At 65.2% G+C, this 26,262-nt stretch carries 19 protein-coding genes; 5 read left to right on the top strand and 14 right to left on the bottom strand.

The annotated features are described in order from the left end of the window. Positions 1–135: 135 nt before the first annotated feature. Positions 136–1,101: an electron transfer flavoprotein subunit alpha/FixB family protein gene (locus tag VGK20_11495; protein HEY2774659.1), complete on the bottom strand. Its 966-nt coding sequence runs from the start codon at positions 1,099–1,101 to the stop codon at positions 136–138. Positions 1,102–1,159: 58 nt separating this feature from the next. Further along, positions 1,160–1,921 (bottom strand): electron transfer flavoprotein subunit beta/FixA family protein, encoded by a 762-nt coding sequence (locus VGK20_11500; GenBank protein HEY2774660.1) that lies wholly within the window; start codon positions 1,919–1,921, stop codon positions 1,160–1,162. Between the two features lie 210 nt (positions 1,922–2,131). Here VGK20_11500 and VGK20_11505 point away from each other — a divergent pair, with 210 nt between their 5' ends. Then, a complete protein-coding gene (locus VGK20_11505; protein ID HEY2774661.1) occupies positions 2,132–3,076 on the top strand; it encodes a methionyl-tRNA formyltransferase in 945 nt (314 codons plus the stop codon). On the opposite strand, the gene VGK20_11510 is transcribed toward VGK20_11505, so the two are convergent. From VGK20_11510 to VGK20_11520, 3 genes are all read right to left on the bottom strand, one after another. Next, positions 3,063–3,440: a hypothetical protein gene (locus VGK20_11510; GenBank protein HEY2774662.1), complete on the bottom strand. Its 378-nt coding sequence runs from the start codon at positions 3,438–3,440 to the stop codon at positions 3,063–3,065. The two genes, VGK20_11505 and VGK20_11510, sit on opposite strands and share 14 nt — an antisense overlap. A 16-nt stretch (positions 3,441–3,456) precedes the next feature. Then, the gene (locus VGK20_11515; protein HEY2774663.1) at positions 3,457–5,064 is read right to left on the bottom strand and encodes an NAD(P)/FAD-dependent oxidoreductase; all 1,608 of its coding nucleotides are present in this window, start codon (positions 5,062–5,064) and stop codon (positions 3,457–3,459) included. Positions 5,065–5,133: 69 nt separating this feature from the next. Further along, positions 5,134–5,769, bottom strand: coding sequence for a glutathione S-transferase family protein (locus VGK20_11520; protein HEY2774664.1), 636 nt, complete (start codon positions 5,767–5,769; stop codon positions 5,134–5,136). A 282-nt stretch (positions 5,770–6,051) separates the two neighbouring features. Here VGK20_11520 and VGK20_11525 point away from each other — a divergent pair, with 282 nt between their 5' ends. Beyond that, positions 6,052–7,470, top strand: a complete 1,419-nt coding sequence (locus VGK20_11525) for a hypothetical protein (protein ID HEY2774665.1) — start codon at positions 6,052–6,054, stop codon at positions 7,468–7,470. 10 nt (positions 7,471–7,480) lie between these two features. On the opposite strand, the gene VGK20_11530 is transcribed toward VGK20_11525, so the two are convergent. From VGK20_11530 to VGK20_11560, 7 genes are all read right to left on the bottom strand, one after another. Beyond that, positions 7,481–7,969, bottom strand: coding sequence for an aminoacyl-tRNA deacylase (locus VGK20_11530; GenBank protein ID HEY2774666.1), 489 nt, complete (start codon positions 7,967–7,969; stop codon positions 7,481–7,483). A 74-nt stretch (positions 7,970–8,043) separates the two neighbouring features. Then, the gene (locus VGK20_11535) at positions 8,044–8,451 is read right to left on the bottom strand and encodes a hypothetical protein (protein HEY2774667.1); all 408 of its coding nucleotides are present in this window, start codon (positions 8,449–8,451) and stop codon (positions 8,044–8,046) included. After that, entirely contained in the window at positions 8,451–8,867 is a 417-nt protein-coding gene (locus VGK20_11540) for a hypothetical protein (GenBank protein ID HEY2774668.1), read from the bottom strand. The genes VGK20_11535 and VGK20_11540 overlap by 1 nt, the downstream gene beginning before the upstream one ends. 19 nt (positions 8,868–8,886) lie before the next feature. Beyond that, entirely contained in the window at positions 8,887–9,510 is a 624-nt protein-coding gene (locus VGK20_11545) for a carboxymuconolactone decarboxylase family protein (GenBank protein ID HEY2774669.1), read from the bottom strand. Between the two features lie 205 nt (positions 9,511–9,715). Then, entirely contained in the window at positions 9,716–10,282 is a 567-nt protein-coding gene (locus VGK20_11550; GenBank protein ID HEY2774670.1) for a methylated-DNA--[protein]-cysteine S-methyltransferase, read from the bottom strand. After that, positions 10,279–11,814, bottom strand: a complete 1,536-nt coding sequence (locus VGK20_11555) for an AlkA N-terminal domain-containing protein (GenBank protein HEY2774671.1) — start codon at positions 11,812–11,814, stop codon at positions 10,279–10,281. Before VGK20_11555 ends, VGK20_11550 begins: the two co-directional genes overlap by 4 nt. 95 nt (positions 11,815–11,909) lie before the next feature. After that, on the bottom strand, positions 11,910–13,604 hold the full coding sequence (locus VGK20_11560) for an HNH endonuclease signature motif containing protein (GenBank protein HEY2774672.1): 1,695 nt from the start codon (positions 13,602–13,604) through the stop codon (positions 11,910–11,912). A gap of 363 nt (positions 13,605–13,967) precedes the next feature. Here VGK20_11560 and VGK20_11565 point away from each other — a divergent pair, with 363 nt between their 5' ends. Next, on the top strand, positions 13,968–14,927 hold the full coding sequence (locus VGK20_11565) for an IS1595 family transposase (GenBank protein HEY2774673.1): 960 nt from the start codon (positions 13,968–13,970) through the stop codon (positions 14,925–14,927). A gap of 483 nt (positions 14,928–15,410) precedes the next feature. Here VGK20_11565 and VGK20_11570 read toward each other — a convergent pair whose 3' ends face one another. Both VGK20_11570 and VGK20_11575 read right to left on the bottom strand, forming a co-directional pair. Beyond that, positions 15,411–15,968 carry a hypothetical protein gene (locus VGK20_11570; GenBank protein HEY2774674.1) on the bottom strand — a complete coding sequence of 186 codons (558 nt, stop codon included), beginning with the start codon at positions 15,966–15,968 and terminating at the stop codon, positions 15,411–15,413. A gap of 735 nt (positions 15,969–16,703) precedes the next feature. Next, positions 16,704–16,874 carry a hypothetical protein gene (locus VGK20_11575; protein HEY2774675.1) on the bottom strand — a complete coding sequence of 57 codons (171 nt, stop codon included), beginning with the start codon at positions 16,872–16,874 and terminating at the stop codon, positions 16,704–16,706. Positions 16,875–17,524: 650 nt separating this feature from the next. On the opposite strand from VGK20_11575, the gene VGK20_11580 reads away from it, so the two are divergent. After that, complete coding sequence (locus VGK20_11580) at positions 17,525–24,139, top strand: MG2 domain-containing protein (GenBank protein ID HEY2774676.1); 6,615 nt, start codon at positions 17,525–17,527, stop codon at positions 24,137–24,139. 2 nt (positions 24,140–24,141) lie between these two features. Next, the coding region (gene pbpC, locus VGK20_11585) for a penicillin-binding protein 1C (protein HEY2774677.1) at positions 24,142–26,262 on the top strand (2,121 nt) is incomplete at its 3' end.

The following is a 26,262-nucleotide window of genomic DNA, read 5'->3' on the forward strand; positions in this document are numbered from 1 at the left end:
CCTCGACGCACTCTTGTCCTCCCATTCGAAATGCCGAAATGCCGAAATGACGAAACGCCGGAACGCCCGCAACGAAAAAGGCCGCACCGGATGCACCGGCGCGGCCTTCGTCTTCGAACGATCGCAGCGCGATGCTTACTTGGCCAGCGCTTTCACCTTCTCCGTCATTTCCGGCACCGCCTGGAACAGGTCGGCCACCAGCCCGTAATCGGCGACCTGGAAAATCGGCGCCTCGGCATCCTTGTTGATCGCGACGATCACCTTGGAGTCCTTCATGCCGGCCAGGTGCTGGATGGCGCCCGAAATGCCGACCGCGATGTACAGCGTCGGCGCGACGACCTTGCCGGTCTGGCCGACCTGAAGGTCGTTCGGCACGTAGCCGGCGTCCACTGCCGCGCGGCTGGCGCCCATCGCGGCGCCGAGCGCGTCGCACAGCGGCGCGAGCACCGTCGTGAAGTTCTCGCCGTTCTTGAGTCCGCGTCCGCCGGAGACGACGCGCGTGGCCTCGGTCAGCACCGGACGATCCGACTTGGTCTCTTCGACGCTGACGAATTTCGCGGGCTTGGCCGGCTGCACCGGGGCGATCGAAAGCGCTTCGACGGGAGCGCCCGAGCCGGACGCCGCGTCGAACGCCGTCGTGCGCACCGAAATGACTTTCTTTTCGGCGGCGAGCTCAATGGTCGCGAACACGTTGCCGGCGTTCATGGGGCGAACCACCGTGCCGTCGGCGTTGATCTCGGTGACGTCGCTCGCGATCGCCGCGTCCATTGCTGCGGCAAGGCGCGGCGCGATGTCGCGGCCCTTGCTCGTCGCCGCGAAGACGACGGTGTGGGCGCCGACGGCTTCGGCGACGGCCTTGAGCGTCAGCGCGGTAACGTCGGCCAGGGCCTGCGCGACCGCCGCATTGTCGACGGTGACGACCTTGTCGGCTCCGAGGTTCGCGGCTTGCGATGCCACCTCACCGACTCCCGATCCGAGCACGGCCAGGATCGTCTGACCGCCGCTTACCGCCGCGAGCTTCTTGGCGGCGGTCACTGCGACCGCCGTCGCCTTGGGCAGCTTGCCGTGGGCGTGTTCTGCGTAAACCAGTACGTTGCTCACTTTGTCCTCTCCCGAACGCTCGTATGTCTTGGCTGCCGTGTGCGGGGTTGTCCGCGCCTTACAGGACCTTGGCTTCGCTCTGCAGCACCTTGATCAACTCGTCGACGCTGTCGACCTTGCGGCCGGCCGAACGCGCGGGCGGCGGAGTGACCTTCTTGATGCGGATGCGCGGAGTCAGGTCGACGCCGAGAGAAGCGGCATCGATTTCCTCGAGCGGCTTCTTGCGCGCCTTCATGATGCCGGGCAACGACGCGTAGCGAGGCTCGTTCAGCCGAAGATCGTTGGTGATGATGGCCGGCAGCGGAATCTCGATGGTTTCGAGCCCGCCGTCCACCTCGCGAATCGCCGTCGCGGAGGTCTTGTCGGCCGAAAGCGTGAGCTTCGAGATGAAGGTGGCCTGGGGCCAGCCGAGGAACTGGGCCAGCATCTGCCCGACTTCATTGGAGTCGTCGTCGGTGGCCTGCTTGCCCATGATCACGAAGTCCGGGGCTTCGTTCTCGATGATTTTCTTGAGGATGCGCGCCACTACCGTCGTGTCGGGGCGGTCGGCCTTGACGAGAATGGCCCGGTCGGCGCCCATCGCCAGCGTCGTGCGCAGCTGTTCCTGGGCTTCGGCCGGCCCGACGCTGACGACCACGACCTCCACAGCGCCTTGGCCGCCGCCGGCTTCCTTGATTCGCAGGGCCTCCTCGACGGCGATTTCGTCGAACGGGTTCACGATCCACTTGAGGCCCGCCTCGACGATTCCGGTGCCCTCGGGGTTCACCTTGATCGTCGACTCGTAGTCCGGCACGCGCTTGGCGGTGACCAGAATCTTCACGCTGTCTTCCTCCTAGGATTTCTCAGAAGCGCCGTCCCGTGGGCAAGGCTTTGGGGGACGGCGAACCCGTGGCGGGTAGCACGCGAGGGATCATGACGCAACTGTCAGTTCGCCGCGGAGCGAGGCCGCTTTCGCCGGAACCAGCGGTTTTTGCAGGGTCCGGGCATCGCAGACTGTTGCCTGGCCCGCGCTCTACGGCCAAGAAGGCCCATGGCAAAGATCCTGCTGTTCGGCCAGGCCCAGTTCGGCCAGAAAGTCTTCGAAGAGCTCGCGCTGCGCGGTCACGAGATTCTTGCGGTCTGCCCGCCTCCGGACGTGGCAGGGCGACCTGACGATCCTTTGAAGACTGCCGCGGCGGCGCGCGGGGTGCCGGTCATCCAGCGCAAGGGATATCGCAGCGACGAAGCGGCACGCGAAGTGGACGCCGCGCGCGCCGATCTCGGGATTCTTGCTTACGTCACCCAGATCATTCCGTCTCGCATCCTCGACGCGCCCCGCTGCGGCTCGATCTGCTTTCACCCCTCGTTGCTGCCGGCCTATCGCGGCGGCTCGGCGATCAACTGGCAGCTCATCGAGGGATGCAAAATCGGCGGCGTATCGCTGTTTCGTCCCGACGACGGAATCGACGAGGGGCCGGTCTGTCTTCAGAAAGAGCTTGCGATCGGACCTGACGACACGGCCGGGTCTTTCTATTACGGCAAGGTCTTCGACGCGGGCGTTGCGGCAACCGTCGAGTGCGCCGAGCTGGTGCTGGCGGGCAAAGCCAGCGCCGTCGCGCAGGACGAGAGCCTGGCAACGTACGAGCCGCTGTGTCGCGACGAGCATGCCTGTGTCGACTGGTCGCGCCCGGTACGCCACGTGCACGACCTCATCCGCGGCTGCGATCCTTCGCCTGGTGCGCACGCGCGTTTCGGCGACCAGGTCGTGCGCCTGTACGGATCGCACATCGCCTCGCGCCGCGACCGCGGCAGCGCCGGCACCGTGCTGGCGCTCGGCGAAACCGGCATCGAGATCGCGGCAGCCGGTGGCAGCGTGATGCTGGCGCGTCTCGGCGTCGGTGGAAAGAAAATGACCGCGACGGATGCGGCCGCAGCGCTCGGTCTCGAATTGGGAGCGAAACTGGAAACGGGCAGGGTCGCGGCTACTCGGACATGAGCCAGTGCATCGCCGTCTCGCGGTCGGTGAACAGCGCGACCTCGTAGGAGGAGGACTTGCCCATCGACTCGTAGAGCCTGGCCATGTCGTAGGCCGCCGATCCTTTCGACACCAGCACCGCCGCCCGGGCCCCGTGCAGCCTCTCTTCCATGTAGAGCGGAAGAGCGCGCATTCGCTGGATGCCTGCCGTCGTCATTCCCATCACGTCGACGCCGGTGAGGTCGATCAGGCTGTGCCAGCCGGCGCGGTACTTGGTGTTGGCGAGCATGTTCGCAAGGTATTCGAACAGGTCGGCGTCGGTGACATTGCCCTCGAAGGTCGCGACGACCAGCCGGGTATTTTCGTCTGCAACGTAGCGATACACTGGCTGCCGGCCGGCGTCAGGCGCCGATTTCGAATCCTTCGTATCCGTTGGCCGCGATCGCATCCACTCGCATCACGTAGTCCGGAAAGCCGAGATACGGCATGAACACGCGCGGCTTGCCCGGGACATTCGAGCCGAGATACCACGAGTTGCAGGTCGGATAGATCGTCAGGTTGCCGATCTCGTTGACGAGATCGACCCAGCCGTTCTCTGCATCCGTCCTTGCCTCGATGGTGCGCCCGCCGGTTTCGATCACGTGCAGGATCAGGCGGCTGATCCAGTTCACGTGCTGCTCGATCGACGGCACCATGTTGGTCAGCACCGACGGGCTGCCGGGACCGGTGACGAAGAAGAAATTCGGGAAACCGGCTGTCGACAGGCCGAGATAAGTGCGCGGGCCTGCCGCCCATTTCTGCTTCAGCGTCATGCCGTCGCGTCCGCGGATATCCACGGCCAGAAGGGCCCCGGTCATGGCATCGAACCCGGTCGCGAACACGATCGCGTCCAGCCCGTACTCGGCGGCGCTGGTGCGGATCCCCGCCGGCGTGATCTCTTCGATCGGCTCGGTGCTGACGTCGACGAGCGTGACGTTGTCGCGGTTGAACGTCGCGTAGTAGTCGGTGTCGACGCACAGGCGCTTGCAGCCGACGGCCGTCGCCGGCGTGAGCTTCGCAGCGACGGCAGGGTTCTCGACGATCGCGCGGATCTTGGTGCGGACGAACTCGGCGGCCGTGTCGTTCGCTTCGCGGCTGAGCACGAGGTCGTTGTAGCCGCCGAGGAACGCCAGCCCGCCGCGCCGCCAGCGGTCTTCGAACTCCACCTGCCGTTCTTCGCCGGAAACGTCGAGCGCGGCGGTCTCGGCGCTTCGCGTGTCGAAGCCGAACGGCTGCATGGCGCCGTTTTTGCGCAGCTCCGGATACGTCTCCTTGACGCGGCGGACTTCCTCCGGATCCAGCGCGCGGTTGTGCGCCGGAATCGACCAGGTGGGTGTTCGCTGGAAGACGGTAAGGTGTGCGGCTTCGGCGGCGATGAGCGGAATCGACTGCACGCCCGAGGAGCCGGTGCCGATCACGCCCACGCGTTGTCCGTCGAAATGCACTCCGTCGTGCGGCCAGCGTGCGGTGTGATAGATGGGGCCGTGAAAAGAATCGCGGCCGGGAAACTCCGGCATGTTGACCGCCGACAGGCATCCGGTCGCCATCACGAAGAAACGGGCATTCCATCGGGAGCCGTCGCTGCAGCGCACGCCCCAGCGTCCTTTCTCCCGGTCCCAGCTGGCAGCTTCGACGCGAGTGTCGAGCTGGATGTCGGGACGCAGCGAGAAGCGGTCGGCGACGTGCTCGAGGTAGCGCAGGATTTCGGCCTGGGGCGCGTAGCGCTGCGACCACTGCCACTCCTGCTGCAGCTCGTCGGAAAACTGGTAGGAGTACTCCATGCTCTCGACGTCGCAGCGGGCGCCGGGATAGCGGTTCCAGTACCATGTGCCGCCGACTCCGCCGCCGGCTTCGAACACGCGCGTGCGAAGGCCTAGGCTGCGAAAGCGGTGCAGCGCGTAGAGACCGGCAAAACCGGCGCCGACGACGACCACGTCGAGCTCGGCAGTGCGGTGGTCGCCTGAGGTCATTGCGTCATTCTCCTGCTGCATGGTGCCGGATCCTCCAGGGATGCAGGATAGTGCGGGATCACGAGCGAATCACTTGCGCCAATGCGGCGGGTAGCTGTTCTGGTACGCAGGGAGCTGGCGCATCCGGTCGCGCCATTCGGCAAGGGCCGGCATCGTTGCTCCGTCGATGCTCGCACCCGCGCGACCGGCGATCTCGACGAAAGGAATCCAGGTCGTGTCGGCCCTGGTCAGGGCCTCTCCCATCACGAAAGGGCCGCCGCGCCCGGTGATGCGGCCGTCGAGGCGCGCAAGCTCACCCCGCACGTCGGAGCGGCGCTCGGCCAGCGTTTTCGGATCGCGTTTGTCCTCGGGAGTGAAGAACGCGATCTGCGCGAGGCCGCGGAACGACTCGGCAAGGTACGTCGTGCACTCCAGCTCCTCGATGCGCGTCCTGGCGCGGGCTTCGGGCGAGGCGGGAAGAAGAGGGCGGGACGGGTACTTCTCTTCGAGGTATTCGAGGATGGCCGCCGATTCGTAGACCACGAGGTCGCCGTCGCGCAGCACCGGCACTTTTCCGTGCGGATTCATCGCGAGGTAGTCGGGTTTCTTCAGGTCTCCCGAGCTGAAGGTCACGAGCACCGGCTCGTACGCGATGCCCTTCTCCTCGAGCGCGATGTGAACGCGCCACGCCCACGGAGAGCCGGACGCGTACCAGAAATGGATCATGCGGTTACCTCCACGCAGCTTTTCCTGGCTGGAGTCGTAGCACCGGAGGCAGCCGTGCCCAAATCCGCCCCGCCGATCCTTCGCCCGGCGCTGCCGGAAACCCGGCAACGATGATTAGAGGCGTGGCGTCGTCACGGCCGGGAGCGTAAGTTCGCACCTCCGCCAAGCGCAGGCTGACGCCGTTCGCTGACGCCGCAAGCAGACCGACGGGATTGTTGCTATTTTCGATCGGCCGAATCCCGGCTCACTACGGGGATCGCCGCCGACGCGAGCTACGACACGATGCCAGACGAAACTCGCGATCCGGTGACGGGTGTCGGAAAAGAGCATCGCGCGAATGTATCCATACGAGGTTCTTCGCCGATGTGGCCGCACCTGGTCATCCTCCTGAGCGTGGGCATTGCGCTCCGTACGACCTATCGAATCGCCAGAAAGATGCTTCTCTTGGGGTCGGTGGAAGGCCATTTCGTCTATGCCTACGGTCATGCCCTGGAGGGACGAGTCTGGTTTCCTTTCCTGATCGTGTTTGCCCCGGCATGCGGACTTGCGTGGCTCACGACGCGAAAGATCGCCACTCGCGAACGGGCATGCGTCCTGGCGTGGTGGGTGGCGGCATTCCCATCTCAACTCGTCCTGCGGGTCCTGGCGTTCGAACCGCTCGAAGCGAGCATTCGAAGCGATAGCTCAAATTCCTTCTACACGCCGACGTTGAGCTCCACGGCCCTGGACTTCCTGGGGAATTTTCAGCGACAGGCCGAAGCGCTTCCGATGCACGCGGCTGCCAACATGCCGGGCAAAGTCCTCCTGTACTATCTGCTGGAAACCATGACTTCCGCACCGCAGGTCATGGGGTACGCGAACATTCTGCTCTCCAACCTTGGCGGGGTTTTCCTTTACTTCATCGTACGCGACCTGTTCGGCGATCGGCGAACGGCGCTTTACTCCTTGATCCTCTACCTTTTCATTCCCGGCAGAACGTATTTTTTTCCACTCGCGAACACGGTTACTCCGACGGTGGTCCTGGCGTGTCTGTTCCTTCACGTCCGTTTTCTCGTTACCGGCCGTTCGATCTATGCGCTTGGTCTCGGTGTCGGCCTTTACGTCATGTTGCTTTTCGACCCGATACCGTTGGCTACCGGACCGATCTTCGTTGCGGCGTTTCTGAACTCGCGACTGCCGACGTGCAACACCCCGGCCGCGGCGATTCGCACGGCTTCGCGCGCCACGCTGCTGGGAGCGGCAGCATTCGTCGCCGTTTACGCGACGGTTCTGGTGAGTACCGGCTTCGATATTGCAGGCTGTTTCTGGACCGTTCTGGCGAACGCACAGGACTTCAACGCGCAAAACAAGCGCGACTACACGCTGTGGGCGATGCGCAATCCCGTCGATTTCTGCATCACTGCCGGCGTTGCGGTAGTCCCGCTCGCGCTCGCTGCCGTTCTCGAAGCAGCGCGTTCACCCGTCCAGCTTCGTGCACTCGCAACGTTCGGCATTGCCACCGTGCTCGCCTTCGTCGCTCTCGATGCGGCGGGTGTGAATCGCGGCGAGGTCATGCGTCTGTGGATCTTCCAGGCGGCATTCTTCGCAGTGCTCGCCGCCTGGACATGTGCGCGCGTACGCGGGTCCCTGACGTTTTATCTGGTGCTCGGCGTGAACATCCTGCAGGCAGCAGTCGGCCTCGACGTCGTTCGATTCCTGTAAACCCGCCGCATCAGATCGCGCAGCTGACGGGCTCGGCGCCGAGAAGCTCGGTCAGCACCGACGGCGATATGGAAACCAGATGCCCGCGCCGTCCTCCGTTGAGGAAGATCCGCGGCAGGTCGAGCACCGTCTTCTCGACGAAAACGCGCATCGATTTTCGCGTCGCGAACGGGGAAGTTCCCCCGACGAGGTAACCGCTGTGGCGCTCGGCGACCTCCGGTTTGCACGGCTCGATCGATTTTACGCCTGCGGCGCGGGCAAGGGACTTGGTGCTGACCTGCCGGTCGCCGTGCATCAGCACGATCAGCGGCTCGCGCGCCTCGTCCTGCATCACCAGCGTCTTGATGACCTCGTGCTCGGGCACGCCGAGCTGCCGCGAAGATTCGGCAGTGCCGCCGCGGTCGACGTAATCGTAGGCATGCTCGCCGAAGGCGACGTCGTGGCGGCGCAGCCACGCGATGGCCGGAGTCTCGCCGAGGTGCCGCGTCTTTTTCGCCACCGCGGCATTGTGCCGTGCGGGGCCAGAGGACGAAACTGCGGGGGCGACGGCGGCAGAGCCGCCTGCGTGCTTCGTCAGTGCGCCGCCGCGAACGGACCGGCAGGAAGCCGCACGGCCACGGGATCACCGTTCCCCGTGTCCACACGGTACGTTGCCCATCGGTACGCGTCCGGGCGCGAGGCGACCATGCGCGACGACTCCCACGACAGAGGTGTCGCCGGCGAATCGTCGAACGAAACGCTCGCGGCAACCGGCTCGAGAGGACGACGATCGAGGTCGGTGACGAAAAGCTCCACGTGCCGGTCGTTCTCGACCACTTCGACGTGCACGTTGCCGGCCATCGCGACGGTTCCGCCGTGGTGGGGCTCGTGATCCATCGAACACGACGTCGAATGTGCGCCGGACTCGCCGAGCCCCGACTGGAAGAACGGCAGCGCAAACAGCAGCAGGCCGATCGCGAGCGTACCGCTTCGCGACAGCATCAGCGACCGCCCGCGCTGTCGCGCGCCAGCCTGGCGGTGCACGCGACGAGGACGATCGTCGCGATGTACACGGGTCCAAGGTCGAAGCGCCAATGGCCCGGCTCGAAGAGCCCGCGCAGCGAGTCGGCGATGTGGACCAGCGCATGGGCGACCGAATAGGCGCTGGCAGCCACCATTGCCGGCAGCCTCAGTTCGCGGCGCCACACCGAGACGACCAGTGCAAGGCCGAGCAGCGTGAAGATGCAGCCGATGTCGCGAACGAAGTGTTCGTTGAGCGGGCCCGACGCCGGCACGTTCGCCGGAAGGTTGAGGTACCAGTGCAGCGGACTGGCGAGCATCCACAGGCCGTTGACGAGATTGCCAATGCCGAACAGCGCGACGACGACGGCCCAGCGCCCGGAAGCCTTGTCGTTCATCCGATCTTCCATCTTACCGTCAGCGAACGGGTTTCGCGTCGCTTGCGCGAGCCGGGATTTCGCAGGCACCGTCGGGGAGCAGGCCGAGCGGCTTGGCCTGGAGATTGAGATAGTTGCCGACGGCATTGAGCCAGGTCAGCTCGACGATCTCGCGCTCAGCGAAGTGGCGCCGCAGATTCTCGAACGTCTCGTCGCTCGCACGCCTGGTCGTGTTCACTTCTTCGATGTACTGGAGGGCAGCTTTTTCGCGAGCGCTGAAACGGTCGCTGGTACGGAACGAAGGCAATGCATCGACGTCGGCGCGCTCGACGGACTTGTGTTGCAGCGCAAGGCGCGTCTCGAGGTCGTCGCAGTAGAGGCAGCCGTTGACCCTGGAGCCGTAGACGCGCGCGAGGCTGCGCAATCTCGCGTCGAGCGAAAGGCCGTACTCCGAAGTGGCCATCAGCAGGATGTGGGCCAGCAGCGTGCGCGGCGCCCTTGCGAAGATGACGCCGACCGGCGCGGTCGAGCCGATCGAGAAGCGGTAGATCAGCGTGGTCAGCCACACCAGCGGGTTCCACGAACGGATCGGTGCCAGGCGCGGGGCGGCGGCTTCGGGCGAAGCCGTACGGGGAATATCTTGAGCGCGAATTGCCGATTCCATCGCAGGCTCCTTTGGCATCTGCGCGCCAAACCGCGCAGATATTGCACTTGCGTGGCAGGCCGGCAGTTGCGGCGGCGCAGACTGCCGGGCCCCGTCCAGCGGGCGCCCGGACGCCGTTTGCGCCGCGCCCTTTCGCAACCATCACGATCGAAGCGCAGCCGAGGTTACTCGTGCCTCGCAGAATTCGTCGCGCGGGCGGCGGCTGTCAAACGATCCAGCCGGCCAGGGTCGAAAGAGGCTGCGGTGCTTCGGGAGCCCACGGACGAGGCAGGTCGAGCTGCGCGGCTTCGTGGTCGAGCAGCCAGCGTTTCGCTTCGAGACCGCCGCCGAAGCCGGTCAGCGTCCCGTTGCTTCCGATGACGCGATGGCAAGGCACGATGATGCCGACGGGATTGGCACCGTTTGCCGCTCCGACTGCACGAACCGCAGCAGGTGAGCCGATCTCGGCGGCAAGCTCTCCGTAGCTTCGCGTCTGGCCGGCCGGAATCGTGCGCAGCGCAGCCCAGACGCGCTGCTGGAACGGCGTGCCCCAGCTTTCGACGTCGATCGGAGCCAGCGCATCGAGGTCGCCGTCAAAGTACGCTCGAAGCCGCGTAGCCACGCCGGCCGGGTCCTTGTGACGGCGCTTTTCGAACTTGGGAAAGCGCCGTTCGAGGTACGCGCATTGCCGCGCGGTAAGCGATCCGAAACTCAGCGCGACGACGCGCTTTTCGTGGACCGCAAGCGTGAGGAGACCGACAGGGGAGGTGAGCTCGCAGTTTTCGAGGATCATGATGCTTTCTCCATCGCCCGCGGCCTGGCCGCCAGGCTGTGCCACAAATAGATCACCGCATAAGAGCGCCACGGCCGCCACGCTTCGGCGCTGCGAAGCACCTGGCGCGCCGGGGCCGCAGGCTCGCTTTCCGACAGCGCGCGGCGCAGTCCGATGTCGCTTTCCAGGAATGCGTCCGGTTCGGCGAGCGCACGCATCGCGATGTAGTTGGCCGTCCACGGTCCCATTCCGGGAATCGCACAGAGGCGCTCGACTGCTTCGTCCAGACCGAGCGCCGCATCGAGCTTGAGCTCGCCGCTGGCAATCGCGACGGCCAGAGTGCGGATGGTCGCGGCGCGAGCGCGCGTCAGGCCGATGCGCGAAAGATCGGCCTCGGCCAGTGCGGCAGCGGAAGGGAAAACATGCGTGAGCGAGCCGCGAGGAGCCGGCAGCGGCGTGCCGAATTCCTCGGCCAGGCGTCGCGCCATCGTCGTCGCTCCGTGCACCGTGATCTGCTGCCCGAGCACTCCGCGCACCGCCATCTCGAATCCGTCCCATGCGCCCGGCACTCGAAGACCGGGCAGCGCAGCGACCAGGCTGCGAAGCGGCTCGGCCTGCGAGAGCTGCTCGGCGATGCGCGGAAAATCGGCGCCGAGGTCGAAAATCCGACGGACCTTTTCGACGACGCCGATCAGGTTGTGGCAATTCGCCAGCTCTACGCGCATCACCAGGTGCGCCGCGTGGTGCGGCGCGTCCTTGCCTGCCGTTCGTCGCGTAGCGCCGGCCGCACGCGGGTCACCGCCGCGGCGCACTTCGATCGTGCCCGCGACGCCGTCGATCGAGATCGTGCGCCGGTACGCGCCGTTTTCGACGCTCTCGACGCCGGGAATCGCGCGGTGCGCGAGGAACTCGAGCATCGCTTCCCATGCCAGCGGCGGACGGTACGGGAGTCGCACGAGAACGCCTGCGTTGGCGGACTCGCCGGTTCTTGTCTTCGGACCGCGAAGCTCGGTGGGCGAGCGTCCGAATGTCGCCTTCAGCGAATGGTTGAACTGCCGGATGCTCGTGAATCCCGACGTCATCGCGATCTCGGATACCGGAAGATCGGTCTGGTCGATCAACGTGCGCGCGAAGTGCACGCGCCTGGCGCGCGCGACGTCGCTCGGAGACGCGCCCAGATGCTGCGCGAACAGGCGCCGCAACTGGCGCTCGCCGATGCCGAGGCGCGCCGCGAAACGCTCGAGGTCTCCATCGTCGTCGAGGCCGCCTTCGCCGATCAACCGCAAGGCGCGCGACACGACGGCCGAGCTGCCGGCCCACGCCGGCGTTCCGGGCGCGGTTTCGGGGCGGCAACGCTTGCAGGGGCGGAACCCGGCTGCCTCAGCCGCGGCCGCGCACGGGTAGAAACGCATGTTTTTCAGTTTCGGCGGGCATACCGGGCACACCGGGCGGCAATAGATTCCGGTGGTCACAACGCCCGTGAAAAAGCGCCCGTCGAAACGGCGGTCCCGGGTGAGGATGGCCTCGTAACAGCGCGACGGGTCGAGATCCATGGGCCTCTTATAGGCCGGACGCCCGCCGATGTCTGGCAATTTCCGGACATGGTCGTCCGGGGCCACGCCGCGTCGTCCGGGGCCGGGGCCGGTCGTCAGCGTCCCTTGGCCAAATACACGTCGCCGCGCAGTCGCAGGAGCGGACGCTCGCCGGCGCGGCACCCGAGCTGCCATAGCAGCGCGTTCGGCGCACTGCCGTGCACGTGAATGCAGCCGCGGTGAATGAAAGCTCGGTGATGCTCATCGCAGACCGCGGTCAGATTCCACGCATCGTCCGGGCCGCCCCTGGAGCGGAACCGGACGTGGTGCGCATGCAGAGGGCCACGGCTTCGGCACGCAGGCACCTGGCAGCGGTGGGAGTCGCGCGCGAATACCGGATTTTCGTGACCGGGCAGCGCCAGCCACGTCAGATACGCGTGTGCGAGAATGCGCTCGAAGCCGCGCCAGCGAGGCTCGACTGCGCGCCGGCAGCCTTCGATCGCATCCTCGACGAGCGCGGCGACGCTCGCCGGCACGACGACGCCGATTCGCGCGGCCACGCGGCGGCCAAAACTTTCGAGGTCGGCTTCCGGACGCGCACGCATCTGGACTTTGGTCTCGTCGACGCGCGAGAGCGCGTCCGTGGTCACGTCGAGATCCAGAGGAGGCGGCGACTGCTGCGAATTGCCACCGATGTCGTCGGCGCGATCAAGCGCCCAGCTCACGTCGGCTTCGAGACGGCGCAGCGTGACGCGTTCGGCTCGCATGATCCACGCGGGCTCATGCTGCGGCGAAATGACCGGCAGAACAGCCGTGGCAGCAAGCCACGTCACGCGGCCTTCGCAGTAGGCCCGCAGCAGCATCGGCGACCGCAACGCGCACTGGCGATCGAGCCGGACGAGCGCCCTCGCTTTACTCCCGCAAACGCCGAGGCGGCTGTCTGCATAGAGGCGCAGATCGGCGAATCCGAGGCGCTGGTGGACAGCGCGATCCGCAATTTTCCGCAGCACCGCACCGAGATCCGCATCGATGCGTTGCATCACCGAGCGGACGCCGCACAGCCGCCGGTCGACCTCGTGCGCATCGACGAGATCGAGATTGAAACGAAAGCTCTCGAGCTCGCGATCGATCGCACGCAAGGTCGGCGGTGCTTCGATCCACGAAAATCCTTCACTGGTTCCATGGACGGCTTCGAACGAGGCAATCAGCGATTCCCTCCGCTCGCATGCAGCGCGCGGCGGGAGAGCCTCGACGGCCGGTGGTTCCCAGACCGGCCAGCTCATGGCTTCGGCTGCGACCGCTTCGGCAACGCGCGAAGCAGGGACGTCGGTCCCGCACACGCGCGAGGCAATGTCGCCGACCATGCGCCAGAGCTTTCGACCGTTGCGCGTGACCTCGATGGTCCAGTGGACCAGCGGGTCGGCAGACTCGCTGACGCTCGGCGCCGTGCCCGCGGCGGCGCCTGGCGACGGGCATACAGCCGGAACTGGGGTCTCACCTGCAGCGACGGCTTCGGCCGATGCGCACGCATCTGGATCAGCGCTCGACTCGCGCACGTGACCTTGCTCGGCCGATTCGTGCGCAGTCGGTGGCGCGTCGGCCGCGAGGGCGCTGCGAGTGTCCTTGACCAGTTCGGCCAGCCGCCGCGTCGTCGACGTGAGCGCGAGTTGCAGCCATTCGCCCTCGCTCGTCGGCAGGGCGACGCCGGCCAGCAGCCGCGCGTGCGTCCAGCGGATCGCGCCGGTCTCGAGAGCCTTGCAGACTGCCGGGAGGCGCTCGAGCGCGTTGACCACGTGCGCATCCGCCTCCAACGACCGAGCGCTCGCGCCGAGACGTTCGGCCGCGTAGTCGGACAGGCGCGTGAATCCGAGCGGCCGCCACAGGCGCCGTTTCAGCAGCGTCGCGACGACGTGTGCCTGAACGAGGCGGCAGCGTGCTTCGCGTGTCGCCAGACGACAGGCGTCGCGGTCGAGCTCATCGGTGCAGGGCGGGGCCGTAACAAGTGGAAACCGCCCGGCGTCGCGATCGACGATGACTCGCGACCCGGCAGTTGGCAGGCGCCGGGGCGGTTCGCATAGGCGCGAAAACGCGAAGGAAGGAGCCAAGGTCATTGGGCGAACGTAACAGGGAATTATCTAGTTGACAAACCAACCCACCATCCCTAGTATGGGGGCATGGACTTCAAGGCGATCCGAAAGCTGACTGAGGACGGGGCACGAGAATATCTGGAAAGCCTGCGCTGGCCGGAAGGCGTGAAGTGCGTTCACTGCGGCGCCTCTGTCGTTGCGAAGCTGGCGGGCAAGGCCACGCGCCCCGGCGTCTACAAGTGCAAGACCAGCGGTTGCCGCAAGCAGTTCACCGTCACGGTCGGTACGATCTTCGAGCGCAGTCACATTCCTCTCAAGACTTGGCTGGAGGCGTTCGCGCTGGTCTGCGCGAGCAAGAAAGGAATCAGCGCGCTCCAGCTACAGCGTATGCTTGGACTCGGTAGCTATCAGAGCGCTTGGCACATGGCCCACCGCATCAGGCACGTCATGGAGGGTGGCGGCGATGTTTTCGGCGGTCCCGGCCAAGACGTGATGTTGGACGAGACCTGGGTAGGTCCCAAGCCCGGCAATCTGCATCGTAACAAGCGCCCCGGAAATAAAGGGGCCAATCTCTACAAGACGCCTGTGGTTGCCCTCATAGAGAAGGGCGGCAGGGCTTTCGCCATGCCCGTTGCGGCCGTTACGCGGGCCAATGTTGAAGCCATCATCAGTAAGCGGGTTTCGCGCAAGTCGCGGCTGCTCACTGACGATGCCAACCGCTACCAGCGCCTTGGGCGGCAATTCGAGGGCGGCCACGAGACCGTTAACCACGGCGATGGCGAGTACGTGCGTGGGACTGGGGCCGATACGATCTCCACTAACGAGATTGAGGCTTTCTTCGCCCTGCTAAAGCGCGGCGTTGTGGGCTCGTTCCACCACGTTTCAAAGGCCCACCTGCACCGATACTGCAACGAGTTTTCGTTCCGCTGGTCGCACAGGAAGATCACGGATGCAGAGCGCACCCGCATCGCGCTGACCCAGATGGTCGGCCGTCGCCTCACCTATCAGCAACCATTGAGGCGGGAGCGAAAGAGCGTCGTCGCCTGAAGCGCCCCAAGCGTCGGCGCAAGCGATAGGCCCTGCATTCACTCTCTGGCCGTGGTACGGTGCCTCGCGATGAAGGCAGGCGCCGGCACCCGGAAACCGAAGGCCACTCCACGCCCGCGGCTGAAACCGATTAGCCTGCACCCCGTGAAGCTCGAAGATGCGCTGCGTGCCGCGCTGAAAACGCCAGCGCCCGATACGAAGTCGCCACCACAAAAGAAGCGGGCGATGTAACGAGGCCGGGTGACGGTTTTATCCGCCTTGCGGCTGCCCGGTCAGCCGGTTGTGTGCATGGATCGAAGCGACGGCCCGTGTTGGCGCACGAGGCCGTCGCGCTTTTTTGTGCGTTCGTTTCTCCGTGGCGGCGGTCGTGCTATAAGACGCACGAAGGCCGTCACCGTCCAGCGGTACATCGCTTCAACCTCCAAGTAGCAGCGAACGGACTTCATAGGGGGGCGCGGTTCACGAGACTGCGCCCCCCTTTTTTCAGGCTGCGGCCGTATCACCTCCATCATCAGGCTCGTCGGCGGCGACGGCCGTCACAGTCTCGTCGCCCTTCTTTCGAGGGCGCTTCTGCTTCTGCTCGTCCTTCAGACCCGGATACCATTCACGCAGGCCCCAGGCTCCGCTGGGCACGCGATGGAACACCACTGAGTTCTTTGCCAGTGAGATTGCGACGCCGCGCCTGGCGTCCACGTCGTCGCCCTCGAAGGCGAAGCCTCCTCGCTTAAGGAGCGTGAAGATCTCGTCGATCTCGGCTGCGCCAAGGCCGGCCGACTTACGCATCATCAGGATTTCTCGAACGACGGTGGCAAGCGGTTGCCCGTAGAACTGATCGCTGCGAATCGCGCTGATCGAGGCGATTGTTGCCTCGCCAACGTCCGCATAGGGCTCCGGACGATGCAGGCGGGCGGACAGCTTGTTGATCATCTTCTTCGTATCGATGACCGACTGCTCTTCCTTTCTGAGCTGTTCGAGGAGTTCGTCGATTGCCGATTCAAGTCCACTAGCCATAGCGTCAACCTCCAAGTTGATGCCATTCAAGTAGACCATCCGGCGCGTCTGGGCAAATGGATTATCGGAATTCAAGATGCGCGGGCGCAAGACCCGCAGGGACGGTCATTGGATGGTCACATTCAATAGCCTGATTTTGCTGGTAATTCAGTGCAGAATTTTCTTTGCAGCACTTGACGTTGGGGGTTTAAACGCCGCACGGTCGGCGACCGGCAAGGGGCGAATGGTTTAGGCCCGTATATCGATGGTGGATTGTTAGTCCGCGAATCTACAGCGAAAATGAGATATCCCCACCACCCTGTGGACAACTCGTAGGCTGCTATGGCTTGTGGGATGGTTCGTTAACCAGATAATTCCCACGTAACACGAAAACGCGGGGGGTGGCAATCACATTGCAGTCATATTCCCTGGGTTCTCATGCAGGGGCTCAGGGCGCGGATTGGCTGCCCATCGCTCAATCTCGTGCCGGCGGACTCCCGGCAACGTGGGCGCGTTGTCTGAACTCTATGCGCCGTGCTCGGCGACGTCAGCCTGCGCGCCGGTGTGTTCATCCGGGCGACTGATCGTCAGGGACTCGAACGGATCTGTCGGTACATGGCCGTCCCGCAGTGGCATCCGAACGCCTCGGACAACTCGCCGACGGCAGGCTTCTCTCTCGGCTGGACACCGCCGGCGCGATGGCAGCTCGGCCATCGTGCTGGAGCCCCGCGAGCTTCTGGCGCGGCTGGCGGCGCAGGTTACGACGCCCGGAGGCCACCGGGTTCGCTACCATGGTGTGCTCGCGCCGGCTTCCGCATGGCGGCCGTACGTCGTGCCGGCAAGCGACCAGACCGGGGACAGTAGCCACTGCAATCGCGGCGGCGCGAACGTGCCGCGGTGGAAACGGACGGCGTGGAGCGAGTTGTTGCGCCGCGTGTTCGCGGTGGACGCGCTCATTTGCGACCACTGCAGCGGCCAAATGAGAGTGATGGCGACGATCCGATAGTCGAAAGCTGTTTCGCGCTTTCTCGATGCCGTGGCTGCGGGCGGCTCACCGCCGGGGCAGCAGACGGACGATCCTGTCGGATCGTCGAAGAGCTTCCGAGCTACCGGTATGGCGACGATCGCTCCCGGCGTCGCGACGGACGGGCGTGTCCGTGGATCGACGCCGACGATCCGCGAACCTTGTTTTGGCCCGTGCGTCCCGGCAGCCTCGAGAGTACCGACCGAAAGGAACAAAAGGGCAAGCGAGCAACCTGCTCCGGGACCTCGTCTCAAATCGATCGTCGAAAGCAGGACGCGCGCATCGGTCGACTCCGTCGGACGGAGCGCGCTGTTGCGCGAGACAAGTCGCCGAGTTTCTAAGCCACGACCGGGAACTGGCGGCTACGAGTTCGACTCTTGTCGGGAGCGCAGTTCTTTCCCCCGCCGCAGCTCGACGCGACAGCCGTCACGCAGAAAAAATCACAGTTTCACGCGAAAATGCTCTCGCGGACCACAGACGAAATCCGTATGATCGCCCGCAATTCACCACTGAACCGCACGCTCTCGTTCGTTTCCCCGCAATTCACAATCCGAGGTCGCCCTTCGGGCCTCTCCATCGTCCGGTGTCGGAGTTCACCATTCCCATGGCGTTCTTCCCGTCCATCAAAAAGGCCAACCTGGCGTTCTTCCTCGTGTTCCTGCCGGCGCTGCTCGCGTCGTGCGGGGGCGACTATGCGGCGGGAAGCTCGGCGCCGCCGCGACCGCAAGCCGCCGTATCCAGCGCCGCGCCGCCGCAATCGCAACCTTCAGCGGTAGTCGCGACGCCAAACGCGATCCACGTCGAGCTGGCGCCCTTCGACCGCTACCCCTCGGGCGACAAGTTCCCGCTTGTGTTCCGGTTCACTGCGCCGGCGGCTCCGTCCGACCGCACCGCCGAGGCCAACTTCGCCCAGCTTCGGGTGACACCTGCCGCATATGGCGAGTGGCGCTGGATGTCGGACTCCGAGCTCGAGTTCGAACCAAGGGAAGCCTGGCACCCCGGCGAAGAGATCGAGATTTCGCTTCAGGGGCTGGTCACTTCCGACGGCACGCAGGCGGCGGGTCCGCCGGTCGCGCCGGAGACGTTCCACGTGACACTGCCGCCGGCGACGGTCAGCCTGGGAAGCTGCGAGTTCAGCATCCACAACCGCGCGCCGCTGGTGCAGTACCCTGTCGTTCGCCTCCGGTTCAACTATCCTCCCGACCTGAAGTCTTCCGCGGCGTTCGTCCACCTCACGCTGAAGAAGGGCCAGGGCGAGGAGACGCTGCAGACGACGACGTCCTCGTCGTACGAAACGACGATGGAGATCGTCGGTCCGTACCTGTTCCGGCCGGAGCAGCCGAGCGAGATTCGCTTCAAGCTGGACAAGGGACTGCCGTTCGTCGGAGGCGGGACTCTCGAGAAGGGGATCGAGTGCGTGCTGGCTGCCGATCCGGACGGCTGGGACAAGATCGCCGAGTCGATGAAGCCGGCGGCCCCGGTACCGCCGCTCGTCGTCATTGAGGCCGAGGGCCCGCAGCATCCGATCGGCATGAACAGCGATGCTCGGGAACCGCTGGTCGTCCGCTTCCGCAAGGCCTTCAGCCAGGCCTGGGAGACCGCCTACGTGGCGCACGGCAAGCCGAAGGGGATCACTCTCGACAAGGGACTGACGCTCGACCCGCCGATCCCCGGCGTCTGGAAGACGGACGCGACCGACGACAAGGCGATCGACTTCGTGCCGGCCGCGCCGTGGCCGATCGGCCTTCCGGTCCGCATCGCGGTCGACCAGAACGCGTTTCCCGACGTGAAGCTCAAGGATGCGAGCAGTGTTTTCCAGACGCCGGCGCTGTCGGTGAGCATCACCCAAGCCGAGCTTTACACCGACCCGCAGGATCCGTCGATTCGCCAGGTAGTCGCCACGCTGGAGTTTTCGCACGCCCCCAAACCCGGTGAGATCGAGCGCCAGATGTCTGTCCGAATGCGCGTCGAGCCGCAAAAAGACTTCGCTGCGGCAAGGACGCTCGGGTTTTCGGTGGCTCCCGACCCGAAGCAGCCCCTTCTCTTCTATATAAGGAGCGACAGCTTCGATCTGCCCGAGGAACCTGCCGAAGCGCGGTTCGAGCTGGCCGCGGGAGTGTCGGCGGCCCAGGGTGGTGCACCCACCAAGAGCGTCGCTGTCACGCAGCTCAGGATCCCGTCGCGGCGCGAGATCTTCCGCATCGCTTCGACGTCGCTCTCGGTCGTCAAGAAGAACGAGGAGAGCCTGCAGCGCGTCGTCACGGTCGAGGTTACCGAGCCGACGGCACCCGAGGATCTGCAGCGCGCGCTGGAGATGTACGTGCTGCCCGACTGCGCTGACGAGCAGTTCCGCAAACTCTGCCGCGAGCAGGGGCAGTTCGGCGACGAGAGCCTGGTGACCGAGGACGTCCTGCGGCAGTCGATGCCGATCGCCGTTTCGGCCGTTCCCCGTGACGAAGCCACGTTGCCGCGGACGTTCTCGTTCTCGTTCGACGCTCCCGGCAAGCGCGAGGTTTTCTTGCGGGTCAAGCAGGGTCTCCAGTCCCAGACTCGGTTCCAGCTGGCCCGGGAGTACCGGTCGGTCCAATTCGTCCAGCCCTTCCCGCGCGACTTGAGGATCATGCACGACGGTGCGCTGCTAAGCCTGTCGGGGTCGCGCCAGCTCGGCGTTTCGCTGCGCGGGGTGCCCAAGGTCGAGTACGAGCTGGCGCGCATTCTGCCGCACGACGTTCCCCATCTGATCACCGTGACCTCGGGCACGTTCGCCAAGCCCAGCTTCAACTCGTACCAGATCGGGCTCGACCAGCTCGCCGAGCGTTTCAACTATACCGAGTCGTTCCCGGTCGAGCAGACCGGCAAGACGTACTACTCCAGCGTGGACTTCGGGCGCTTCCTTTCCGTGGGGACTGCACCGCACGGCCTGTTCGTGCTGACGGTCAGGGAGAAGAAGGACGAACCGGCCGACAAGTCGGCGAGCGACGAGGACGTCGGCGATGAGGGCACGGACGATTCCGCGGCCGACTGCGGTGAAGACGATGAGGGCTGCGGGGGGTACACCGGGCACGGCCGCGGCGAGGACAGTGAGAGATATTCGGGCTCATCGAGCGCGATGTCCGACCAGCGCCTGGTGCTGCTCACGGATCTCGGGCTGCTCGTCAAGGACACCCTGGCAGGAGAGCATACGGTCTTCGTGATGTCCTTCCGCAGCGGTGAGCCGGTGGCGGGGGCCACCGTCAAGCTTCTCGGCCAGAACGGCGCGCCGGTTTTCACCGCCACCAGCGATCCCGACGGGCAAGTTCACTTCCCGAGCACCCGCGACCTGAAAAAGGAAAAAGTTCCACTCGTCTACGTGGTGGAGAAGGGCGACGACTACTCGTTTCTTCCATTTGGCCGCAACGACCGCCAGCTCAACTTCTCGCGCTTCGAGACCGGAGGAGTGTTCAACAAGGAGGAGGCAGAAGGGCTGCGCGCTCTGGTATTCTCCGATCGCGGTATTTATCGACCGGGAGAGGAGTCACGCTTCGGTATCATCGTGCGCCGCCGCAACCTGGACGCGGCGGGCTCCGACCTGCCGCTGGAGATCAGCCTGCGCGATCCCCGCGGCGTCGAGATCCTGCGCAGGAAGTTCGCGCTCACCGACTACGGATTCGAGGACTTCCGCTGGAGTACCGAGGGCGCACTGACGGGAACGTATTCGCTCGCCGTCTACCTCGTGCGCGGCAAGGAAGAGGACAAGCACTCACTGCTCGGCTCGACGTCGTTTCGGGTTGACGAATTTCAGCCCGACAAGCTCGGCGTGAGCTCGCGCTACATCGAGGACCGGCCGGGGTTGGTGGCGCCGGGCTGGGTGTCGCCGCAAGGCAAGTTCGAGGTCAAGGTGCAGAATCTCTTCGGGACGCCGGCCGTCGCGAACAACGTCAAGGGAACCATGCTGGTTCGCCGGTGGGACGGAACGTTCCCGGCGTTTCCGCAGTACGACTTCTACTCGCGCGAGAGCATTTCGGAGCTTCCCACCCAGAACGAGGACCTCGGAGAGCTCGCGACGGGCAGCGACGGGCTGGTGCATTTCGTGCCGGATCTCACGCGTTTTTCCGAGCAGGCATTCCGCCTGCAGTTTGCCGCCGAGGCTTTCGAGAAGGGCTCCGGCCGCTCGGTAGTAAGCACGGCCGAGGAGCTCGTATCGTCGGCAGCTCACTTCGTCGGCTTCAAGGCCGACGGCAGTCTCGATTTCATCGCAAAGGGCGCCGGGCGAAAGGTCTCGCTGATCGCGGTCGGCGCGGACCTGAAGGCGACCGATCTTGCGGGAGCCAGGCTGAGGCTCGAGCAGACCACGAAGATCTCGGCGCTGGTCAAGCTTCCCAACGGAACGCTGGAGTATCAGCTCACGCCGAAGGTCACGACGGCCTGGGAAGGCACGGTCGACGTAGCGACCGCCGGCACCGACTTCGCGCTGAAGACCGACGAGCCCGGGGACTACCGGCTGCGTCTTTCGGATCCGTCCGGTACGGAGCTGGCCGTCGTGCACTATCTGGTGCACGGCGAGGGCAACACGACCTTCATGGCCGACCGGTCGGCCGAGGTCGGGATCCGATTGAGCAAGTCGTCGGCCGAGCCGGACGAAGAGATCGAGGTCTCGATCGACACTCCGTATGTCGGCGCGGGGCTCCTGACGATCGAACGCGACAAGGTCTACGCTGCCAAGTGGTTCAAGACCGACACGCTCTCGTCCGTTCAGCGCATCCGGGTTCCCCGGGGCATCGTCGGAAACGCCTACGTTAGCGTGGCGTTCGTCCGATCGCTCGACTCGCGTGACATCTTCGCGCCGCCGCTCAGCTACGGTGTCCAGCCGTTCTCGATTGCGCGCTCTGAGTACACGACGTCGATCGACCTTGACGTTCCGCCTGCGGCAAAACCTGGCCGCGACCTGGAGGTCGGCTACAAGACGAGCAATGTCGGCCGCGTGCTCGTCTACGCGGTGGACGAAGGCATCCTCCAGTTCGCGCGCTACAAGAACCCGCAGCCGGTCTCCAGCTTCGTGCCCAAGCGGGCGCTGGAGGTAAGCACCTACCAGATCCTCGACCTGCTGCTGCCCGACCACAAGATCGTCGAGGAGCTTTCGTCCGCGGGCGGAGACGAGGACGTCGGCCTCGGCAAGTTCAAGAATCCGTTTGCACGAAAGAAGCGGCAGCCGATGGCGTTCTGGTCGGGAATCCTGCCCGAAGGCTCCGAGGGAACGGTGAAGATCCCGATTCCGGAGGATTTCAACGGGACCGTGCGCGTGATCGCGGTGCAGGTCGGCGCGGGCAAGCTCGGCGTCGCCAGCGCCCAGACCATCGCCCAGCACGACTTCGTCATCGATCCCCAGGCGCCGTACTTCGTCTCGCCGGGCGATGAGTTCGAAGTAGGCGCGACGGTGGCCAACACGGTCAAAGGCTCCGGCAAGGACGTCAAGGTGGACCTATCGGTCACGCCGTCGGCGGGATTCGAGATCGTCGACAAGAAAAGTGTGCAGCTCGTCATTCCGGAAGGCGAGGACCGCTCCTTCCGCTTGCGGCTGCGTGCAAGGGACGTTCTCGGACCCCAGGATTTTCGTATCGAGGCGACCGGACTCGACCGCAAGGAGTCCGCGACCGAGACGATCAGCCTGCGCCCGCCGCAGCCGCTGAGGACCTCGCTGCAGAGCGGGATCTACCGGCCGGACAAGGACGGCGACAATGCGGAGAAGTCGATCGGCGCTCTTCGCCCGCTGTATCCGGATCTGCGCGACGTCTCGGCGTCGATCTCTTCTTCGCCGCTCACCGTTGGCCAGGGACTGGTCACCTATCTCAAGAACTATCCGTACGGCTGCACCGAGCAGCTCGTCAGCACCGCCTTTCCCGCCGTGCTCTACGGCACGGATCCGGAGCTCGGCCTCAACTCGAAGGACGTCGAGCGCCTTACCAGGCGTGCGTTCCAGGCGCTGAGCGCGCGCCAGCGCGCCGACGGTTCGTTCGGACTGTGGGACGCGACATCCCGGTCGGACGAGTTGTTCTCGGTGTACGCCGTCCACCTGCTGCTCGAAGCCAAGCAGCGATCTCTGGAAGTTCCGGAAGCGGTTCTCGCGCGGGGCAAGGACTGGCTGACAACGCTCGGCCAGACCACGTCGTACCAGCCTTACGAACAACTCGCCCAGTGCTATGCGCTCTACCTGCGGGCCCGCGCCGGAGAGCGCGTGACCACGCAAGCCCAGGCCATGGTGTCGGAGCTGGATCGCCAATGGCAGGCGGCCTGGCGGGACACGAGCATGGCAATGTTCCTGGCCGCGACGTTCCGGCAGCTTCAGATGGACACGCAGGCCAATGCTCTGCTCAAGAAGCCGGGACAGGTCTGGAATCGGCCGAACTTCCCGTGGCCGCTCTCCGATCCCGCGGTGCACGCGTCCATTTACGCCTGGCTGTCCTCGAAGCATTTCGACAAGGACAGCTGGCTGTCTCCGCTCGACACCATGCTCGGCGTCAGCGCGATGATCGACGACGGGAGCTTTACGTCGTTCTCGAGCTCGTTCGCGCTGCTGGGCCTGTCGGCGACGGGGGAGGCTCTCAGCCAGACCCAGCGTGAACAGTTGAAGATTCAGGCCCGCAGTGCCACCGGTGCGACGGCTCTGCCACTGTCCGGCCAGAGAATCCTCAAGGTGGACGTGCCGGCGGAGACGACCGAGCTGCGCTACGGTGGCCAGAGCGGGCAGATGTACTTCTTCGGCCTCGCCCAGACGGGGTTCGACCGGGTCGCTGCCGAACCGTTCGAAAACGGGCTCACGATCGAGCGCGAGCTGCGTGACGACAAGGGAGAGAAGAAGGACGCATTCGACCTGCAGGACAAGCTTGAGGTCACCCTCTTCCTGAAGGGGTCGGAATTTCTTTCGCAGATGGCGGTGCTGGAGCTGATCCCGGGCGGCTTCGAGATCGATCTCGGCGAAGACGGACTGGCCGCGAGAAAGTCGCTGCGCCCCGGGCCGAATTCGTGGGAGCCCGAATTCATCGACGTGCAGGAAGACAGGATCGTCTTCTTTGGCGACGTTCCGAAGGAGACGGCGACGTTCACCTACCGGCTGAAGCCGCTCAGTCGCGGCAAGTACACGTTTGCGGCCCCGTACGCCGAGGGAATGTACGATCCAACCAAGAGGTTCCTCGGGCGATCAAGCGTGGTGGAGGTGCGGTGACGTTGCCCCGCCACAGGTGGGAACGTCTGGCGAGACGCGTCGGCACGGTTCTGCTCGTCGTCGCTGCGGTCGTCACGGTCGCGTGGCTGGCTCTTGCGCTGGTCGCACCGCCGGCTCTCAACGCTTCCCGTCCGGCTTCGAAGGTATTGTTCGACAGCCGCGGACAGCTGTTGTCGCTCGCGCTGTCGTCGGACGAGCGCTACCGCGTCCCGGTCCCGTACGAGGAGATTTCGCCGGAATTCGTGCGCGCGACGCTGCTCTATGAAGACAAGCATTTTCTGAGCCATTTTGGCGTCAATCCGTTCTCGCTCGCACGCGGCGCGCTGATGTCGGCGTTCGTCCCGAAGCGGCCGATCGGCGGCTCTACGATCACGATGCAGCTCGCGCGGATGGAGCTCGGTCTGAGCACGCGAAGCATCCGGGGCAAGCTCGAGCAGATCTTCTGGGCGCTGGTGCTCGAACGTCACTACGGCAAGCGGCAGATCCTCGAGGCATACCTCAACGAAGCTCCCTACGGCGCGAACATCGAAGGCATCGGTGCGGCAAGCCTCGTCTATTTTCGCAAGTCCGCCGGGCATCTCTCGGCCGGCGAGGCGGTGACGCTCGCGGTGCTGCCGCAGAATCCCAGCCTGCGCTGGAGAGCTTCCGGCGCCGGCGATCTCGACTCAGCCAGGCGGATGCTGCTCGCGCGGCTGGCGAAGGACGGGACGACCGGCGTGGTCCCGGCGGAGTTCGTTCACACGTCGGCCGAGATCCCGGCCCGCGCACCGCATTTCCTGCAGCGAGCGGGCGAGCTGTTCCGAGGGCGCAACCAGTTCGCGAGCACCATCGACGGCGATCTTCAGCGCGACACGGAGGAGGTGTTGCGGTCATCGCTGGAGGGATACGCGGATCTGGGTGTCCGCAACGGAACGGTTCTCATCGCGGAGCTTCCGGACATGAAAGTCCGTGCGTACGTGGGATCGGCTAGCTATCTCGACCCGGAGATTTCCGGCTTCGTCAACGGCCTGGCGGCGCCGCGTTCTCCCGGGTCGCTGCTCAAGCCGTTTCTGTACGGGCTGGCCATCGACCAGGGCATCATCGCGCCCGAAACCATGCTTCGCGACGTCCCGATCCGGCTGTCCTCGTATGTGCCGGAAAATTTCGAGCACAACTTCCTTGGGCCCATTCCCGCGAGCGAGGCGCTCGTGCGCAGCAGGAACATCCCCGCCCTCGAGTTGTTCCGCACGCTTGCTCCCGGCTCGTTGTACCGCCTTCTCGGCGATGGGGGAGTGACGGGGCTGAAGGCCGAGGAGTACTACGGTATCGCGCTGGTCCTCGGCGGGCTCGGCACGACACCGGAAGAGATCGTCCAGCTCTACGGGATCTTCGGCAACGGTGGCATGATGCGGCCTCTGCGGTTCCTGGAGGACGCGTCGCCCGTTGGTGCGGGCAAACGGTTGCTTTCTCCCGAAGCGGCTTTTCTCGTCCGGGACATGCTGTCACGCAATCCGCCCGCTCTCGGCAGATTCCGGGACCAGCACATTCCATGGAAAACGGGGACCTCCTACGGATCCCGCGATGCGTGGGCGGTCGGGCTCGTCGGCACGGATGTCGTCGCTGTCTGGCTCGGAGAATTCGACGGGAAGCCGAATCCGAACCTCGTGGGCCGTGACCTTGCCGGGCCAATATTCTTCTCGCTCGTGGACCGGTTGAGGATACACGGCATCGTCCCGGTTGCTGCGGATCCCGCCGGCCTGAACGTGAAGAAGGTGGAAGTGTGCGCGCTGTCGGGAGCACTGCCGGGTCCCGACTGTCCGCACCGCAAGGAGAGCTGGTTCATTCCGGGAGTCTCGCCGATCGCAGTCTGCGACATCCACCGCGAGGTCGAGGTGGACGATGCAAGCGGGCTGCGCGTCTGTCCGGGCGAGCACGGCGGAAGCGAGCGTGTCTACGAATTCTGGGACAGCGCGATGCAGAAGGTGTTCGCCCAGGCGGGACTGCGCCGGGCGAGCGTGCCCGCCTACGAGCCGCGCTGTGGAATCCCGGCGTCGGACTCCGGAGAGATCCGGATCGTCAGTCCTGAGGACCACGTGGAGTATCGGCTGGAGCCTCACCGCGGCCTGGAGCTGGAACTCCTTGCC

The organism is Candidatus Binatia bacterium (assembly GCA_036493895.1).
Lineage (GTDB): Bacteria > Desulfobacterota > Binatia > UBA1149 > CAITLU01 > DATNBU01.